This window comes from Verrucosispora sp. NA02020 (genome assembly GCF_013364215.1).
In the GTDB taxonomy this organism is placed as follows: domain Bacteria; phylum Actinomycetota; class Actinomycetes; order Mycobacteriales; family Micromonosporaceae; genus Micromonospora.
In genome coordinates, this window is record NZ_CP054923.1 from 4,129,133 (window position 1) to 4,144,601 (window position 15,469).

Genomic DNA, 15,469 nt, shown 5'->3' on the forward strand with positions numbered 1-15,469 from the left:
TCGTCCGACCTGGGTGCAGGTCGGTCCGGGTTCGTCAGCGGACCGAAGGTTACTGGAAAATATTCGGTACAGGAATTATTCTGCCGGAAGTTTTCCCGTCATGCGAGTTGATGTCGGGGCTTCGGGCGGTCGGACAGGGAGGTTGGCGTGACGTCACCAGTAGGTCTGCACCGGGTCGTGGAACCGGCGGGTGTGCTGCCGCAGGCGGCCTGGCGGTTGGACGCGCGGTCGGAGATCGGCCCGAACGAGGTGCGGATCTCGGTCGAGCGGCTGAACCTGGACGCGGCGAGTTTCCGCCAGTTGCGGGACAAGCACGGTGGTGACGGGGACGCGGTGCGCGCGGAGGTGCTCGACATCATCGCGACGCGGGGCAAGATGCAGAACCCGGTGACCGGGTCGGGCGGGATGCTGATCGGCACGGTGGCGCAGGCGGGGCGTCGGTCGCCGTTGGGGTTCAAGGCCGGTGAGCGGGTGGCGACGCTGGTGTCGTTGACGTTGACGCCGCTGGTGATCACCGACGGGTTGGCGCGGTGGGACGGGCTCAGCGAGCAGGTGCCGTGTGAGGGGTGGGCGATCCTGTTCGCCCGGTCGATCGCGGCGGTGCTGCCGGAGGATCTGGATCCGCAGTTGTCGTTGGCGGTGCTGGACGTGTGCGGGGCGCCGGCGTTGACCGAGCGGGTGGTGCGGCGGTATGTGGCGGAGCGGCCGGCGGGGTCGGGGCCGGTCTCGGTGGCGGTGATCGGCGGTGCGGGCAAGAGTGGTTCGTTGTCGCTGGCGGCGGCGCGGCGGGCGGGTGCGGGTCGTACGGTCGGGGTGGTGCCGGTGGTCGCGGAGCGTGACGCGTTGGTGGCGGCGGGCCTGGCCGACGAGGTGGTGGTGGCCGACGCGCGGGATCCGGTGGGGTTGTCGGTGGCGGTGACCTCGGCGTTGGGGGTGCCGGCGGACGTGACGGTGGTCTGCGTGGACGTGCCGGGGTGTGAGCACGGCGCGGTGTTGGCGACTGCGGACGGCGGCACGGTGGTGTTCTTCTCGATGGCGACGAGTTTCGCGGCGGCGGCGTTGGGTGCGGAGGGCCTGGCGGCGGACGTGACGATGCTGGTGGGCAACGGGTATGTGCCGGGTCACGCGGAGCTGGCGTTGGGTCTGCTGCGTGAGGTGCCGGGGGTGCGTGGGCTCTTCGAGGCCCGGTTGGCGGCAGACTGAGGCCATGACGAAGAACCCCTCGACGTTGTACCGGGCCGGCGTGTTGCACTGCCCGGCGGATCCGTCCGCGACGGCGCTGTTGGTGCGGGACGGGCGGATCGTCTGGTTGGGTGCCGGGGCGGATGCTCCGGCGGCGGACCGGGTGGTGGATCTGGGTGGGGCGTTGGTGACGCCGGCGTTCGTGGACGCGCACGTGCACGTGAGTGACACGGGGTTGGCGTTGTCGGGGCTGGATCTGTCCGGGGTGCGGTCGGCGGGGGAGTTGCTGGCGGCGGTGGCGGCGTTCGCGGCGGGGTTGCCCGCGGACGCCGTGGTGCTGGGGCACGGGTGGGACGAGTCGACGTGGTCGGTGCCGGTGCCGCCGGGGGCGGCGGAGGTGGATCGGGCGGCCGGTGGTCGGCGGATGTACCTGTCGCAGGCGTCGATCCATTCGGCGTTGGTGTCGTCGGCGTTGTTGGCGGCGTGTCCGGAGGCGGTGACGGCGCCGGGGTACGACGCGTCGGGGTGGTTGCGGCGGGACGCGCATCACGTGGTGCGGGCGGTGGCGCGGGCTTCGGTGTCGCGGGCGCAGCGGGTGGCGGCGCAGCGGGTGGCGTTGCGGCATGCGGCGTCGTTGGGGATCGCGGCGGTGCACGAGTGCGGTGGGCCGGAGATCTCGGACGAGGAGGACTTCACGGGTCTGTTGGCGCTGTCGGGTGCGGGGGTGCCGGAGGTGTACGGGTACTGGGGTGAGTTGGGTGGTGCGGCGCGGGCGCGTGAGTTGGGTGCGGTGGGTGCGGGTGGGGATCTGTTCGCGGACGGGGCGTTGGGGTCGCGGACGGCGCACGTGTCGGCGGCGTACGTGGACGGGGAGGGGTGTGGTCACGGGTATCTGACGGCGGAGCAGGTTCGTGATCATTTGTTGGACTGTGCGGCGCACGGGATGCAGGGCGGGTTCCATGCGATCGGGGATGCGGCGATCTCGACGGTGTTGGCGGGGTTCGCGGGGGCGGCGCAGAAGCTGGGTACGGAGCGGGTGCGTGCGGCGCGGCATCGGATCGAGCATGCGGAGATCGTGGATCGGCGGTTGATCGCGGGGTTCGTGGAGTTCGGGGTGGTGGCGTCGATGCAGCCGGCGTTCGACCGGTTGTGGGGTGGTGCGGGTCGGATGTACGAGGCGCGGTTGGGGTTGGCGCGGTCGTTGGCGTCGAATCCGATGGGGGCGATGCACGGGGTGGGGGTGGCGTTGGCGTTCGGGTCGGATTCGCCGGTGACGCCGTTGGATCCGTGGGGGTCGGTGCGGGCGGCGGTGGCGCATCACAACCCGGTGCAGCGGATGAGTGTGCGGGCGGCGTTCGCGGCGCATTCGCGGGGTGGTTGGCGGGCGGTGCATCGGGACAGCGAGGGGGTGTTGGCGTTGGGGGCGCCGGCGACGTTCGCGGTGTGGTCGTCGTCGGCGGGGGTGCAGCGGGGGTTGCCGGTGTTGGTGGCTGAGGATCCGCAGCAGGATCCGCTGCCGTTGCCGGTGTGCCGGGCGACGGTGTTGCGCGGTGAGGTGATCTATGAGGAAGGGTTGTCGTGACTGAGGTGGGTGGCTTCGCGGCCGGCAAGTTGGATCTGGACCCGGTGGTGGTGGCGCGGGCGCGGGAGTTGGCGCGGCGGGTCGGGCAGCCGGTGGTGGAGTTGGCGCGGGGGCACACCACGGTGTCGGTGGAGCGTGCGGTGTTGCGGTTGGCCGGGGTGACGGGGGCTGATCCGGACGGTATTCCGTGGGTGAACCGGTTGGTGGACGCGGTGGTGGCGGATGTGGGGTTGGGGCACGGGGTGGCGGTGCCGGTGTTCGAGGCGTTGGCGCGGGAGAAGGTCTCGGATGTGACGTTGCTGGCGCAGCAGGCGGCGGCGGGGTCGGTGCGGTTCGTGGTGCCGTCGGGCAGGTCGGCGTCGGTGGCGCGGCGGGCGGCGCGGCGGGCGGTGGCGGCGGGGGTGCGGCGTATCGATCGGCGGCGGGCGGAGCGGGACCGGTTGGTGCGGCGGTTCGGGGATCCGGTGCGGCGGCCGTGGGTGTATCTGATCGTGGCGACGGGGGACATCTACGAGGACATTCCGCAGGCGCAGGCGGCGGCGCGGGCGGGTGCGGACGTGATCGCGGTGATCCGGTCGACGGGTCAGTCGTTGTTGGACTACGTGCCGGAGGGGGCGACGCGGGAGGGGTTCGCGGGGACGTACGCGACGCAGGAGAACTTCCGGTTGATGCGGGCGGCGTTGGACGAGTCGTCGCGGGAGTTGGGTCGGTATGTGCGGTTGACGAATTACGCGTCGGGGTTGTGCATGCCGGAGATGGCGACGCTCGCGGGTCTGGAGCGGCTGGACATGATGCTCAACGACTCGATGTACGGGATTCTGTTCCGGGACATCAATCCGATCCGGACGTTCGTGGACCAGCGGTTCTCGCGGCAGGTGCACGCGCGGGCGGGGATCATCATCAACACCGGTGAGGACAACTATCTGACCACTGCGGATGCGGTGGACGAGGCGCACACGGTGACGGTGTCGCAGTTGTTGAACGAGTACTTCGCGCACGAGGCGGGGTTGGCGGACTGGCAGTTGGGGCTGGGGCACGCGTTCGAGATCAATCCGGAGGTGCCGGAGTCGTTCCGGTTGGAGTTGGCGCATGCGTTGTTGGCGCGGGAGTTGTTCCCGGATGCGCCGTTGAAGTGGATGCCGCCGACGAAGCACATGACCGGTGACGTGTTCCGGGGCAATCTGCTGGACGGGTTCTTCAACCTGGTGGGTGCCATGACGGGGCAGGGGATCCTGCTGGTGGGGATGATGACGGAGGCGGTGGTGACGCCGTGGTTGTCGGATCGGGACATCGCTCTGCAGAACGTGCGGTACGTGTTGGGTGCCGCCGGCGGGTTGCACGAGGACTTCGTGCCGGCGCCGGGTGGGTTCATCCAGCAGCGGGCGCATCGGGTGCTGGGTGAGGCGGTGGAGTTGTTGGAGCGGATCGGTGAGCGGTCGTTGTTGACGGCGATCGCCGAGGGCACGTTCGGGATCATGAAGCGGCCGGCGGATCGGGGTAAGGGGTTGGACGGGGTGGCGGCGCACGAGGCCGACTACTACAACCCGGCGACGGAGATCCTGGAGGCGGTGGCGTGACGGTGTCGCAGGGTCCGGTGGTGCGACCGTACGGGGACACCACGGGTGACGGCATGGTGCAGATGTCGTTCACGTTGCCGGTGCCGCATGACAAGCGGGCCGAGGGTGCGGCGGTCCAGTTGGCGAACCGGATGGGGATGGATCCGGCGTTGTTGGTGCACGCGAAGCAGATGGGTGACGGGTTCACGTTCTTCGTGGTGTACGGGCGGGTGAGTCATCTGGTGGACCTGTCGGCGGTGCAGGTGGTGGAGCGGGACTTTCCGCTGCTGTCGGCCAAGGAGGTCAACGCGGTGGTGAAGCGGCGGTTACGGCGCAAGTTGTCGGTGGTGGGGGCGTGTATCGGCACGGACGCGCACACGGTGGGCATCGACGCGATCCTGAACGTGAAGGGGATCGCGGGGGAGAAGGGTCTGGAGTACTACCGGGAGTTGTCGGTGACGAACCTGGGTGCGCAGGTGAGTGTGCCGGAGTTGGTGGAGGCGGCGCGGGTGGCGCGGGCGGATGCGGTGTTGGTGTCGCAGGTGGTGACGCAGCGGGACGCGCATCTGCACAACACGCGGGAGATGTCGGCGGCGTTCCGGGAGGCGTTGCCGGTGGGGCGGCGGCCGTTGTTGATCGTGGGTGGGCCGCGGTTCGACGAGTCGCAGGCGGCCGAGTTGGGGGTGGATCGGATCTTCGGTCGGGGCACCACGCCGGGTGAGGTGGCGTCGTATCTGGTGCACGCGTTGGTGACGGGTCGGAAGGTGGGGGCGGCATGACGGATCCTCGGGTGGGCCTGACGGTGACGCATCGGCGGTATGTGCCGTACGCGCATGCGCACTACGCGGGGAACCTGGTCGACGGGGCGTACGCGTTGGGTCTCTTCGGTGACGTGGCCACGGAGGTGTGTATCCGTACGGACGGGGACGAGGGGTTGTTCGCGTCGTACTCGGATGTGCAGTTCCGGGCGCCGTTGCGGGCCGGTGACGTGCTGGAGGTGGTGGCGACGGTGACGCGGGTGGGCACCCGCAGCCGCACGCTGGACTTCGAGGCGCGGGTGGTGTGTCGGGGGCGCCCGGATCGGGGTGAGTCGGCGGCGGAGGTGTTGGAGGTGCCGGTGGTGGCGGTGTCGGCGACCGGCACGGTGGTCGTGCCCGCGCCGGTATGAGTGTCGCGGTCTGCGCCGACGTCGGGTCGACGTTCACGAAGGTGGCGGTGGTGGACCTGGCCGGTGGCGGGTTGGTCGGTGCGGCGTCGGTGCCGACGACGGTGGGTACGGACGTGCTGCACGGTCTGGACGCGGCGGTGGCGGCGGCCGGGGTGGGTGGTCGGGACGTGCCGTGGTTCGTGTGTTCGTCGGCGGGTGGTGGGCTGCGGTTGGCGGTGGTGGGGTACGAGCCGTTGGTGACCGCGCAGGCGGGTCGGCGGGTGGGGTTGTCGGCGGGGGCCGATGTGGTGCATGTGGCCGCCGGGCGGCTGGGGCGGGCGGCGCTGGCCGCATTGCGGGCGGCGCGGCCGGACGTGGTGTTGCTGGTGGGTGGCACCGATGGTGGGGATGCCGAGACGTTGTCGCACAACGCGACGCGGTTGGCGCGGGCGCGGTGGCGGGTGCCGGTGGTGTTGGCGGGCAACGTGGACGTGCGCGGGGAGTTGGCGGCGGTGTTGGCCGGTGCGGGGGTGCCGGTGACGGTGGCCGACAACGTGTTGCCGCGTATCGGGGTGTTGGCGCCGCTGTCGGCGCGGGCGGCGATCCGGCAGGTGTTCCTGCGGCACGTGATCGGCGGTAAGCGGTTGTCGCGGGGGTCGCGGTTCGCGCGGTTGGTGCGGGCGGCGACGCCGGACGCGGTGCTGACCGGGGTGGAGGTGTTGGCGGACGCGGCCGGTGGTGACCTGGTGGTGGTGGACGTGGGGGGCGCCACCACGGACGTGTATTCGGTGTTGACGCCGGACGAGCGGGCCGACGGGCCGGGTCGGGAGGTGGCCGGGGCGTTGTGGCGGGCGCGGACGGTGGAGGGGGATCTGGGGATGCGGTGGAGCGCGCCGGGGGTGGTGCGGGCGGCCGTGGAGGAGCGGCTGGTCGGTGACGGCGAGCGGGACGCGTTGGCGGGCGCGGCGGCGGTGCGGGCCGCCGATCCGGGTTTCCTGCCGTCGGATGCGGCGGCGCGGGCGTCCGACGGCCGGTTGGCGGCGTTGGCGGCGACGGTGGCGGTGCGTCGGCACGCCCGGGGGGTGGGTACGGGTGAGCGGGCCGGTCGGGATCTGCGGGACGTGCGGTTGCTGGTGGGCTCGGGTGGGGTGTTGCGGCATGCCCGTGCCGGCGAGGTGACGCCGGTGTGGCAGGCGGTGTTGGGTGATCACGCGGGTGGGTGGGCGGTGCCGAGGGCGGCGCGGGCGGTGGTGGACTCCGACTACGTGTTGGCGGCGGCGGGGTTGTTGGCGGCGGAGCATCCGGGGGCGGCGCGGGCGTTGCTGGGGCCGTTGGTGTCGGCGTGACCGGTGTCGGGTCGACTGCGGACGGTGACGGTGAGCGCGACACGCCGTGCCGGTGTGGCGACTCGTCGGGGGTGGGTTGACAAGGCCGGGGGTGTGCCACGTACCGTCTTTGAGTCCTACCACGGGAAGCGGCTGTTGTTCGCTTCGTCCCTTCGTCCGCTGGCCGAGCGACGGTTGTCGCGGCGGCCAGGTCCAGCGGGCGGGGGTCGGCGGGGCGGCGCGAACCGGCCGCGGTTACCGGTGTACGGGCAGGGTGGGGTGCACGGCCAGTAGACAACGGCCCGACGGGGACAGCCAGTCACCGTCCGGTCGGTCCGAAGGTCGGCGTGCCTCATTCCCGCCGCACCGGCTGGGAAGGGCCTGGGAGCATCGGGGCGCGGCATACGCCGCGCCCCGATTTCGTGTGCTCAGTCGGCGGCGGGTCGGGCCCGCACGTGCAGGCGTTCGCCCTGGGGGCCGAAGAGGTTGAGGACTTCGGCGGGGGTCGGGTCGGGGTTGGCGACGGAGTGCGGCACGCGGGTGTCGAATTCGGCGACCTCGCCGGGGTTGAGGATCAGGTCGTGCTCGCCCAGGCGTAGCCGGATGCGGCCGGAGAGCACGTACAGCCATTCGTAGCCCTCGTGCGAGGAGGGTTGCGGGTCGGTGGGGGTGTGTGGCGGCAGGATCTGTTTGAACGCCTGGACGCCGCCGGGGCGGCGGGTCAGCGGCAGGAACGTCATGCCGTGGCGGACGATCGGTCGGGGGCGGACGCGGGGGTCGCCGACGGTGGGCGCGCCGACGAGTTCGTCCAGGGGCACCTGGTGGGCGCGGGCCAGCGGCAGGAGCAGTTCCAGGGTGGGGCGGCGGTGGCCGGATTCGAGTCGGGACAGGGTGCTGACGGAGATTCCGGTGGTGTCGGCGAGTTCGGTCAGGGTGGTGCCGCGTTGTTTGCGGAGCGCGCGGAGCCGGGGGCCGACCTCCGCGAGCACCGCCGCCTCGTCGTTTGCCATAACAGCAACATTACTTGTCGTTTTGGCGGGTCGGGTGCAGCGTGGGTGCCAGCGAAGGTCACGAGGGGGTACGCATGGACGACGAATACGACGTGGTGGTGGTCGGCGGTGGCGCGGCCGGGCTGGCCGGGGCGCTGGCCCTGGCGCGGGCCCGCCGCTCGGTGCTGGTGGTGGACGCGGGAGCGCCCCGCAACGCCCCCGCCGACCGGGTGCACAACTACCTGGGGCGGGAGGGTACGCCGCCGGCGGAGTTGACGGCGACGGGTCGCGCCGAGGTCACCGGGCACGGCGGGCACGTCGTGGACGGGCGCGTCGAGGCGGTGACCCGCGACGGGGACGACTTCGTGGTGGACGTCGACGGCGACCGGCGGGTACGGGCCCGGCGGCTGCTGGTGACCACCGGCCTGGTCGACGAACTGCCGCAGGTGCCGGGGTTGGCGCCGCGGTGGGGCCGGGACGTGCTGCACTGCCCGTACTGCCACGGGTGGGAGGTGCGCGACCGGCGCGTGGGGGTGCTGGCGACCGGGCCCCTGGCGGTGCATCAGGCGCTGCTGTGGCGGCAGTGGAGCCCACACGTGGTGTTCCTGGCCCATGAGGGGCCGGCACCCGACGCCGAGCAGGCCGAGCGGTTGGCCGCGCGCGGCATCGGCGTGGTGCCGGGTGCGGTGAGCGGTGTGACGGTGGCCGAGGACCGGCTGACCGGTGTGACGCTGGCCTCCGGTGCGGAGGTGCCGCTGGACGCGCTGGTGGTGGCGACGGCGATGACCGCCCGGTCGGCGCTGCTGGAGTCGCTCGGGCTGGTCCCGCAGGACGTGGAGATGTCCGGGCACGTGGTCGGTCGGCGCATCGCGGCCGACGCGACCGGCGCCACCGACGTGGCGGGGGTGTGGGTGGCGGGCAACGTCACCGATGTGTCCGCGCAGGTGATCCGGGCCGCCGGGGCGGGCCTGACGGCCGGGGCGGCGATCAACGCCGACCTGGTCGAGGAGGACACCCGGCGCGCGGTGGCCGCGCGTCGGCGGCAGCGCGAGGAGATGTTCACCGAGGCGGCCTGGGAGGAGCGGTACCGGTCGAGGGCGTCGATGTGGAGCGGCCGACCCAACCCGCAGCTCGTCGCCGAGGTGGCGGGCACCACGCCGGGCCGGGCGTTGGACGTGGGCAGCGGTGAGGGCGCCGACGCGGTGTGGCTGGCCGAACAGGGCTGGCAGGTCACCGGTGTGGACATCTCCGCCACCGCCCTGGAGCGGGCCGCCGCGCACGCCCGGGCCGCCGGTGCGCAGGTCGCCGACCGCATCGAGTTCACGCACGCGGACCTGTTGAGCTGGGCGCCGCCGGTGGGCGCGTACGACCTGGTGTCGGCGCAGTTCATGCAGCTTCCGCCGGAACCTCGGCGGGAGATGTTCGCGCGGCTGGCCGAGGCGGTGGCGCCCGGCGGGCGGCTGCTGATCGTCGGGCACGACCCGGGGGACACGCACGTCGGTGGTCACCGCGCCCACTACCCGGAGATGATGTTCACCGCCGAGCAGGTCGCCGCGGACCTGGACCCGCAGCGCTTCGAGGTGCTGGTGACGCAGAGCCGGCCCCGCTCGGCGGTGCACGACGGCCGGGAGGTGGTCATCCACGACGCGGTGCTGGTGGCCCGCCGCCGCTGAGACACCCGCCGCGAAACGGACACGCCGACGCGGTCAGCGGCCGGGCGGGAGGATCGCCCACCGCCGGTGACCGCGTCGGCGTCCGGGGACGCCGGGCGGGTAGCCTTCGGCGCGTGACCCCGCCTGACGCCCCCGTGACGACCACGGACCGCGCCGACGCGCCCGCCGACGTCCGCCGGCCCGACGGCGCACCCCGGCCGTTGCCCCTGCCGGTGGCGGTGGCGATGGCGGTCACCGCCGGGCTGGCGCTGCTGCTGGCGTTCCCGCCGTACGGGTGGTGGCCGCTGGCACCGGTCGGGGTGGCGCTGCTGGCCGCCGCGACGCACCGGCGTCGACTGCGGGCCGGCGCGGGTCTGGGTTTCCTCACCGGGTTGGCGCTGTTCGCGCCGCTGCTGTCCTGGACGAACCTGCACACCGGCTACCTGCCGTGGGTGCTGCTGTCGCTGTTGCAGGCGGGCTACCTGGCGCTGCTGGGTCTGGCCACCGCGTGGGTGTCGCCGCTGGCCGACCGGTATCCGGCGGTGTGGCCGGCGCTGACCGGTGTGCTGTGGGTGGGGCAGGAGGCGCTGCGGGACCGGACCCCGTTCGGGGGGTTCCCGTGGGGGCGGTTGGCCTTCGGTCAGGACGGCTCGCCGCTGCTGGGGCTGGCCGCCGTCGGCGGTGCCCCGCTGGTCACGTTCGCCGTCGCCACCGCCGGTGGGCTGCTGCTGACCGGCGTGTGGTGGACGCTGCGGGTCCGCCGGGCCGCCGGTGTGCGCTGGTGGACCCCGGCCGCCGGATGCGCGGCGGCGCTGGTGCTGTTGGTCGGCGGGGGGCTGCTGGTGCCGGTGAGCACCACGGTCACCGGTGACACGGTGACCGTCGCCATCGTGCAGGGCAACGTGCCGCGCCTCGGGTTGGACTTCAACGCCCAACGGCAGGCGGTGCTGAACAACCACGTGGACGCCACCATCGCCCTGGCCGGTGAGGTGGCCGCCGGCACCCGGGCCCGACCGGACCTGGTGGTGTGGCCGGAGAACTCCAGCGACATCGACCCGCTGCGCAACCAGTCGGCCAACATCCGCATCTCCGAGGCCGCCGACGCGATCGGCGTACCGATCCTGGTCGGTGCGGTGCTGACCGGCCCCGAGCAGGGCCAGGTGCGCAACGCGGGGCTGCTGTGGCGGCCGGGAAGCGGCCCCGACCTGGAGCAGCTCTACATCAAGCGGCATCCGGTGCCGTTCGCCGAATACGTGCCGTTGCGGCGGATCGCCCGGATGGTCAGCGACCAGGTCGACCGGGTCCGGGCCGACTTCGTGGCCGGCACCGCACCGGGGGTGGTGCGGACCCCGGCGGCGGTGCTCGGCGACGTGATCTGCTTCGAGGTGGCCTACGACGGGCTGGTCCGCGACACCGTCGTCGGTGGGGCGCAGCTGCTGGTGGTGCAGACCAACAACGCCACCTTCGACGTGGCCGAGGCCCGCCAGCAGTTGGCCATGGTCCGGTTGCGGGCCGTCGAGCACGGTCGGCCCGCGTTGATGGCCTCCACGGTCGGAGTGTCCGGGTTCGTCTCCCCGGACGGGCGGGTAAGCGACGCCACCGGGTTCAACACCCAGGCGGTCGTGGTGCGTGAGCTGCGACTGACCGAGGGGCGCACCCTCGCCACCCGGGTCGGGGTGCTGCCCGAGGTGGTGCTGGCCGGGCTGGCCGTGGCCGCGTTGGTCGGGGCGGCCCTGGTGCGGCGCCGGTGGGGCGGCCGAGCCGGATGACCGGCGGCTGCCCGGAGAGGGGCAGCGGTGATGCGCAGGACCGAGATCCGCCCGGCCGCGACCGGGGTGCCCGGCGTGGGTCGGGTGCTGGTGGTCATCCCGACCTTCAACGAGGCCGACAACGTCAGCGCGATCGTGCGGCGGGTCCGTGCCGCCGCGCCGCAGGTGGAGATCCTCGTCGCCGACGACAACAGTCCCGACGGCACCGGCCGTATCGCCGACGGGCTGGCGCGCGGCGACACCCACGTGCACGTGTTGCACCGGGAGGGCAAGCAGGGACTCGGCGCGGCGTACCTGGCGGGGTTCGCGTGGGCGCGGCACCGCGGCTACGACGCGGTGGTGGAGATGGACGCCGACGGTTCACACGCCCCGGAGGACCTGCCGGCGCTGTTGAACGCCGCCCGGCACGCCGACGTGGTGATCGGGTCGCGGTGGACCCGGGGTGCCCGGGTGCTGAACTGGCCGCTGCGGCGGCTGCTGCTGTCGCGGTGCGGCAACCTGTACGCGCGCCTGGCGCTGGGCATGCCGGTGGCCGACGCCACCGGCGGCTACCGCGTGTACCGGGCCGGTGTGCTCGACGCCCTGGACCTGGAGTCGGTGTGCTCGCAGGGGTACTCGTTCCAGGTGGAGCTGTCCCGGTTGGCGCACCGCGCCGGGGCGCGGATCGTCGAGGTGCCGATCACGTTCGCCGAGCGGGAACGCGGCGACAGCAAGATGAGTCCGCTGATCGTGGCCGAGGCGCTGTGGCGCATCACCGGCTGGGCGGTACGCGACCGGCGGACGGCGGCGCGGCAGGGTTGGCAGGCGGCGACGGTGGGGCGGGCCCGCTGGCCGTGAGCCGGAGCGTGTCATGCTGGACGGACGGGACGGCTGCGCCCCGCCGGGTGCGCCGTCCGATGACGAGCGCCGTGAGGCGGATGGGGTGAGATGCGCCGGACAGTGAAGTTCGTACCGTTGGCCCTGCTGCTGTCCCTGGCAGCGGAACTGGCCGTGTTCGTGGTGGTGGGCCGGGCGATCGGCTTCGGCGCGGCGACCCTGCTGGTGTTCGCGGCCTCGCTGCTGGGACTGGTCCTGCTACGCCGCGAGGGGATTCGGGCCTGGCGAGGCTTCCGGGACGCCGCACAGTCCGGCCGGCCGCCCGGAGGTCAGGTCACCGACGGGCTGATCGGACTGCTCGGCGCGCTGCTGCTGGCCACCCCGGGGCTGGTCAGCGGCGTGGTGGGGTTGGTGCTGCTGGTGCCGCCGGTGCGCCGCATCGCCCGGGGCGGCGTGCAGCGGTCCGCGGAGCGGCGGGTGTCGTCGATGGCCGCCGGTGACCTGTTCGGGCCGCGTCGGGTACACGTGTACCGGGGTGCGCCGCAGCAGCCGGCCGGCGAGCAGCCCGCCGGCGCACCGCAGCCCGCGCCGCCGCAGCAGCCGGTGACGCCGCCGCTGGTGGACGACGGCCGCGCCATCGAGGGCGAGATCGTGGAGCCGCGCTGAGAGCACGCCACCGCACGCACGACGGCGCCCCGGGAGATGATCTCCCGGGGCGCCGGTGGTGACTGGTCAGGCGCGACCGCGGCGGGTCCGGACCTCCTGGAGCCGCTCGGCGAGGATGTCCTCCAGCTCCGCGATGGAGCGCCGCTCCAGCAGCATGTCCCAGTGCGTACGCGGCGGCTTGGCCTTCTTCTGCTCCGGCTCGTTGCCGTCGACCAGCCGGGCCACGCTGCCGTCGAACTTGCACTCCCAGGTGGTGGGCACCTCGGCGTCGACGGCGAACGGCACCTCGAACTGGTGACCCTTGGCGCACAGGTACTCGCGGGTCTGCCGCGGCGCGAGCTCCGTGTTGCGATCGGATTCGTAGCTGACCGCGCCCAGTCGGCTACCGCGCAGCATGCGCTCGCCCATGATCGACTTCCCCTCTGTGGTGGTGCTGGTCCTATCGGTGTAACGGTCCGCCGGCGCCGCGCCATTCCCCGTGGCCGCGTCTCGGCGTCCCGCAGCACGGCGGGTACGGGGTCAAGGGTAGCGGGCCGTAGCGCGTACCCGGTCGGGTCCGCCCACCGGGTCGTCTCGGCGGACCGTCGCCGCCAGCGGGAATCGTAGCCGTCGCGCGCGCCCGGGCGGGCCCGGTGGGTGGCGGCGCGCCGTGATCAACCGGCCCGGGGCGTCGGCGGCAGGGGCAACGGCAGGCCGGGTAGGCCGTCGATGCTGGTGGCGACGTCGTCCTTGCCGGCGAAGTAGGCGTCCAGCGACGCGTCGTCCTCTCGGGCGAACCGGCGGCCGTGCAGGTCCCGGTCGGCGTCGTAGGTCATCAGCGGCACCGCGTAGCCGCAGGTGTCGCGGATCAACCCGGCGTGCACCACGATGATCGCCCGCAGCCCGTGGTCGGCGCTGTCGATGTCCGGGAAACGGGCTAGCAACTCCGGGAAACGCGGATCGTCGCGGAACACCGGCTCACCCCGCCCGTGCACCCGCACGATCGTCGGCGGACCGGAGAAGGCGCACCACATCAGCGTGATCCGGCCGTTCTCCCGCAGGTGGGCGATGGTCTCGGCGTTGCTGCCGGCGAAGTCCAGGTAGGCCACCGTCTGCTCGTCGAGCACCGCCAGGCACCCGCGCAGCCCCTTCGGCGACAGGTTGACCGTGCCGTCGCCGGCCAGCGGCGCGGTCGCGGTGAAGAACATCGGCTGGGCCTCGATGAAGTCCCGCAGTCGACCCTCGATGCGCGCGTACGTCTTCCCCATCCGCCCATCATCGGCGAGCCCCCACCCACCCCGCTGCCCCCATCCCAGCCCTCGACACCCCCCGACGCACGAACGGCCCACCTCGACAGCCCCCGCCCCCAGAACCCCACCCCCCACCGAGCCCCCACCGGCCCCACCGGCCCCGGCCCCGGGACCGCCGCGTTGATCAAGAAGTTTGCGCGCGAATGGTGGCCAGATCCCGCCGAAACCTCTTGATCAACAAGGGTGTGCGAGCGCCGAGGTCGTTCGGTGAGCGCAGGAGGGCGGGGGACAGGGGGCGGGAGGTCGGGGGCGGGACAGGGGTCAGGAGGGGGTGCGGCGGGTCAGGGCGGTGGCCAGGTCTGCCACCTGGGCGGCCAACTGGGCCACCCGCTGGCGGGCGTCGTCCCGGTCGGCCTCGGTGGCGCGCAGGCGTACCGTCACGTCGTCGAGCCCCCGCTCGGCGGTGCTCGCGGCGGCGCGGGCGGCGGCCAGGTCGGCGCGCAGCGTGCTGACGTCGGCGAGCGCGGCGGCCAGGTCCCCGGCGGCCTGCCGGGCCACCGCCTGCGCGCGGTCCCGGTCGGCGGTGGCCTGGGTACGAGTCCGCTCGATCTCGGCCCGCACCGCCGCCACCTCCGCCTGGGCCGCCGCGACCTGGGCGCGGTCGGCGTCGGAGGCGGCCCGCGCCTGCGCGGCCTCGGACCGGGCCTGTTCCAGGTCCGCGCGAGCCTGCTCCACGTCGGACCGGGCCTGGGCCAGGTGGGTCTGGGCCTGGTCGGCGGCGGCCCGTGCCCGATCCGCCTCGGTCCGCAGCCGCTCGGCCTCGACGCCGGCCTCGACGAGAGCACGGGTGCTCCGCTCGGCCTCGGCGCGGGCGGTGTCCCGCTCGACGGTGAGGTCGGCGACCCGCCGCGCGGCGGCGTCCAGGTCGGCCCGCAGGGTGGTGGCCTGCGCGCGGGCCGCGTCCCGGTCGGCCTCGGCCTGTGCCCGCAGCGCCTCGGCGGCCACCGCCGCGCGCCGTGCCTCGTCGCGGGCCGACTCGGCGGACTCCGCCCGCTCGTCGGCGGCGGCGGCCCGGGCGGTGGACTCGGCGGACTCGGCGCGGGCGGCGTCCCGGTCGACGGCGGCGGACTCGGCCGCCCGGCGGTCCCGTTCGGCGCGGGCGGCGGCGTCCTCGGCGGCCCGCAGCGCCTCGTCCCGCTCGGCCTGCGCCGCCGCGACCTCACCGGCGGTCTCGGCGCGGACCTGCGCCACCTGACGCTGCACCCCGGACGGGGACAGTTCGGCGTGCAGGGACTCGGTCAGCGTCTCGACGATCTGGTCGAGTCGGTCCACCGCCTCCCACGTGCGGGCCACCTGGCCGGGCAGACCGGGGGCGTTGCGGTGGCGCATCCGGTTGTTGCGGGAGGCCCGCTGGCAGGCACCGTCGTTGTCGCGGCAGTACCGGAACGGACGGCCCGCGCCGACGCGCTGCGGCACGTCGCGGCCGCAGTGGGCGCAGGGGCGGGTGTCGGCGGTGGGGGCGGGCTGGACGTCCATCGAACCGGCAGTCTAGTGAG

At 73.5% G+C, this 15,469-nt stretch carries 14 protein-coding genes; 10 read left to right on the forward strand and 4 right to left on the reverse strand.

Annotation, left to right across the window (positions count from 1 at the left end):
* The first annotated feature begins 147 nt into the window (after positions 1–147).
* Genes HUT12_RS17870 through HUT12_RS17895 form a run of 6 tightly spaced genes read left to right on the forward strand, consistent with a single transcriptional unit; the run spans position 148 to position 6,813 of the window.
* Positions 148–1,203: a zinc-binding alcohol dehydrogenase gene (locus HUT12_RS17870; RefSeq protein ID WP_176094106.1), complete on the forward strand. Its 1,056-nt coding sequence runs from the start codon at positions 148–150 to the stop codon at positions 1,201–1,203.
* Between the two features lie 4 nt (positions 1,204–1,207).
* A complete protein-coding gene (locus HUT12_RS17875) occupies positions 1,208–2,764 on the forward strand; it encodes an amidohydrolase (RefSeq protein ID WP_176094107.1) in 1,557 nt (518 codons plus the stop codon).
* Positions 2,765–2,769: 5 nt separating this feature from the next.
* Positions 2,770–4,341: a lysine 5,6-aminomutase subunit alpha gene (locus tag HUT12_RS17880; protein WP_176095842.1), complete on the forward strand. Its 1,572-nt coding sequence runs from the start codon at positions 2,770–2,772 to the stop codon at positions 4,339–4,341.
* 2 nt (positions 4,342–4,343) lie between these two features.
* The gene (locus tag HUT12_RS17885; protein WP_176095843.1) at positions 4,344–5,099 is read left to right on the forward strand and encodes an OAM dimerization domain-containing protein; all 756 of its coding nucleotides are present in this window, start codon (positions 4,344–4,346) and stop codon (positions 5,097–5,099) included.
* A complete protein-coding gene (locus HUT12_RS17890; protein ID WP_176094108.1) occupies positions 5,096–5,488 on the forward strand; it encodes a hotdog domain-containing protein in 393 nt (130 codons plus the stop codon). Before HUT12_RS17885 ends, HUT12_RS17890 begins: the two co-directional genes overlap by 4 nt.
* A complete protein-coding gene (locus HUT12_RS17895; protein ID WP_176094109.1) occupies positions 5,485–6,813 on the forward strand; it encodes a glutamate mutase L in 1,329 nt (442 codons plus the stop codon). The genes HUT12_RS17890 and HUT12_RS17895 overlap by 4 nt, the downstream gene beginning before the upstream one ends.
* Before the next feature lie 407 nt (positions 6,814–7,220).
* Here HUT12_RS17895 and HUT12_RS17900 read toward each other — a convergent pair whose 3' ends face one another.
* Positions 7,221–7,802 (reverse strand): helix-turn-helix domain-containing protein, encoded by a 582-nt coding sequence (locus HUT12_RS17900; RefSeq protein ID WP_176094110.1) that lies wholly within the window; start codon positions 7,800–7,802, stop codon positions 7,221–7,223.
* A gap of 74 nt (positions 7,803–7,876) precedes the next feature.
* On the opposite strand from HUT12_RS17900, the gene HUT12_RS17905 reads away from it, so the two are divergent.
* The 4 genes from HUT12_RS17905 to HUT12_RS17920 all read left to right on the forward strand — a co-directional run bounded on the left by HUT12_RS17905 (position 7,877) and on the right by HUT12_RS17920 (position 12,684).
* On the forward strand, positions 7,877–9,454 hold the full coding sequence (locus tag HUT12_RS17905) for a bifunctional NAD(P)/FAD-dependent oxidoreductase/class I SAM-dependent methyltransferase (RefSeq protein WP_176094111.1): 1,578 nt from the start codon (positions 7,877–7,879) through the stop codon (positions 9,452–9,454).
* 134 nt (positions 9,455–9,588) lie between these two features.
* Entirely contained in the window at positions 9,589–11,202 is a 1,614-nt protein-coding gene (gene lnt / locus HUT12_RS17910; RefSeq protein WP_254877062.1) for an apolipoprotein N-acyltransferase, read from the forward strand.
* Between the two features lie 30 nt (positions 11,203–11,232).
* Positions 11,233–12,039, forward strand: a complete 807-nt coding sequence (locus tag HUT12_RS17915) for a polyprenol monophosphomannose synthase (RefSeq protein ID WP_176095845.1) — start codon at positions 11,233–11,235, stop codon at positions 12,037–12,039.
* 90 nt (positions 12,040–12,129) lie between these two features.
* On the forward strand, positions 12,130–12,684 hold the full coding sequence (locus HUT12_RS17920) for an FxsA family protein (protein WP_176094112.1): 555 nt from the start codon (positions 12,130–12,132) through the stop codon (positions 12,682–12,684).
* Between the two features lie 66 nt (positions 12,685–12,750).
* Here HUT12_RS17920 and HUT12_RS17925 read toward each other — a convergent pair whose 3' ends face one another.
* The 3 genes from HUT12_RS17925 to HUT12_RS17935 all read right to left on the reverse strand — a co-directional run bounded on the left by HUT12_RS17925 (position 12,751) and on the right by HUT12_RS17935 (position 15,449).
* A complete protein-coding gene (locus HUT12_RS17925; RefSeq protein WP_007460094.1) occupies positions 12,751–13,092 on the reverse strand; it encodes an RNA polymerase-binding protein RbpA in 342 nt (113 codons plus the stop codon).
* A gap of 245 nt (positions 13,093–13,337) precedes the next feature.
* A complete protein-coding gene (locus tag HUT12_RS17930; RefSeq protein ID WP_131057836.1) occupies positions 13,338–13,931 on the reverse strand; it encodes a pyridoxamine 5'-phosphate oxidase family protein in 594 nt (197 codons plus the stop codon).
* Between the two features lie 303 nt (positions 13,932–14,234).
* Entirely contained in the window at positions 14,235–15,449 is a 1,215-nt protein-coding gene (locus tag HUT12_RS17935) for a hypothetical protein (protein ID WP_176094113.1), read from the reverse strand.
* Positions 15,450–15,469: the final 20 nt, after the last annotated feature.

Bases quoted from the DNA above. Each gene is read 5' to 3' on its own strand.
- HUT12_RS17890 (WP_176094108.1), top strand. From the start codon at position 5,096: ATGACGGATCCTCGGGTGGGCCTGACGGTGACGCATCGGCGGTATGTG.
- HUT12_RS17930 (WP_131057836.1), bottom strand. From the start codon at position 13,931: ATGGGGAAGACGTACGCGCGCATCGAGGGTCGACTGCGGGACTTCATC.
- HUT12_RS17875 (WP_176094107.1), top strand. From the start codon at position 1,208: ATGACGAAGAACCCCTCGACGTTGTACCGGGCCGGCGTGTTGCACTGC.
- HUT12_RS17895 (WP_176094109.1), top strand. From the start codon at position 5,485: ATGAGTGTCGCGGTCTGCGCCGACGTCGGGTCGACGTTCACGAAGGTG.
- HUT12_RS17900 (WP_176094110.1), bottom strand. From the start codon at position 7,802: ATGGCAAACGACGAGGCGGCGGTGCTCGCGGAGGTCGGCCCCCGGCTC.
- HUT12_RS17920 (WP_176094112.1), top strand. From the start codon at position 12,130: ATGCGCCGGACAGTGAAGTTCGTACCGTTGGCCCTGCTGCTGTCCCTG.
- HUT12_RS17915 (WP_176095845.1), top strand. From the start codon at position 11,233: ATGCGCAGGACCGAGATCCGCCCGGCCGCGACCGGGGTGCCCGGCGTG.
- HUT12_RS17925 (WP_007460094.1), bottom strand. From the start codon at position 13,092: ATGGGCGAGCGCATGCTGCGCGGTAGCCGACTGGGCGCGGTCAGCTAC.
- HUT12_RS17935 (WP_176094113.1), bottom strand. From the start codon at position 15,449: ATGGACGTCCAGCCCGCCCCCACCGCCGACACCCGCCCCTGCGCCCAC.
- HUT12_RS17905 (WP_176094111.1), top strand. From the start codon at position 7,877: ATGGACGACGAATACGACGTGGTGGTGGTCGGCGGTGGCGCGGCCGGG.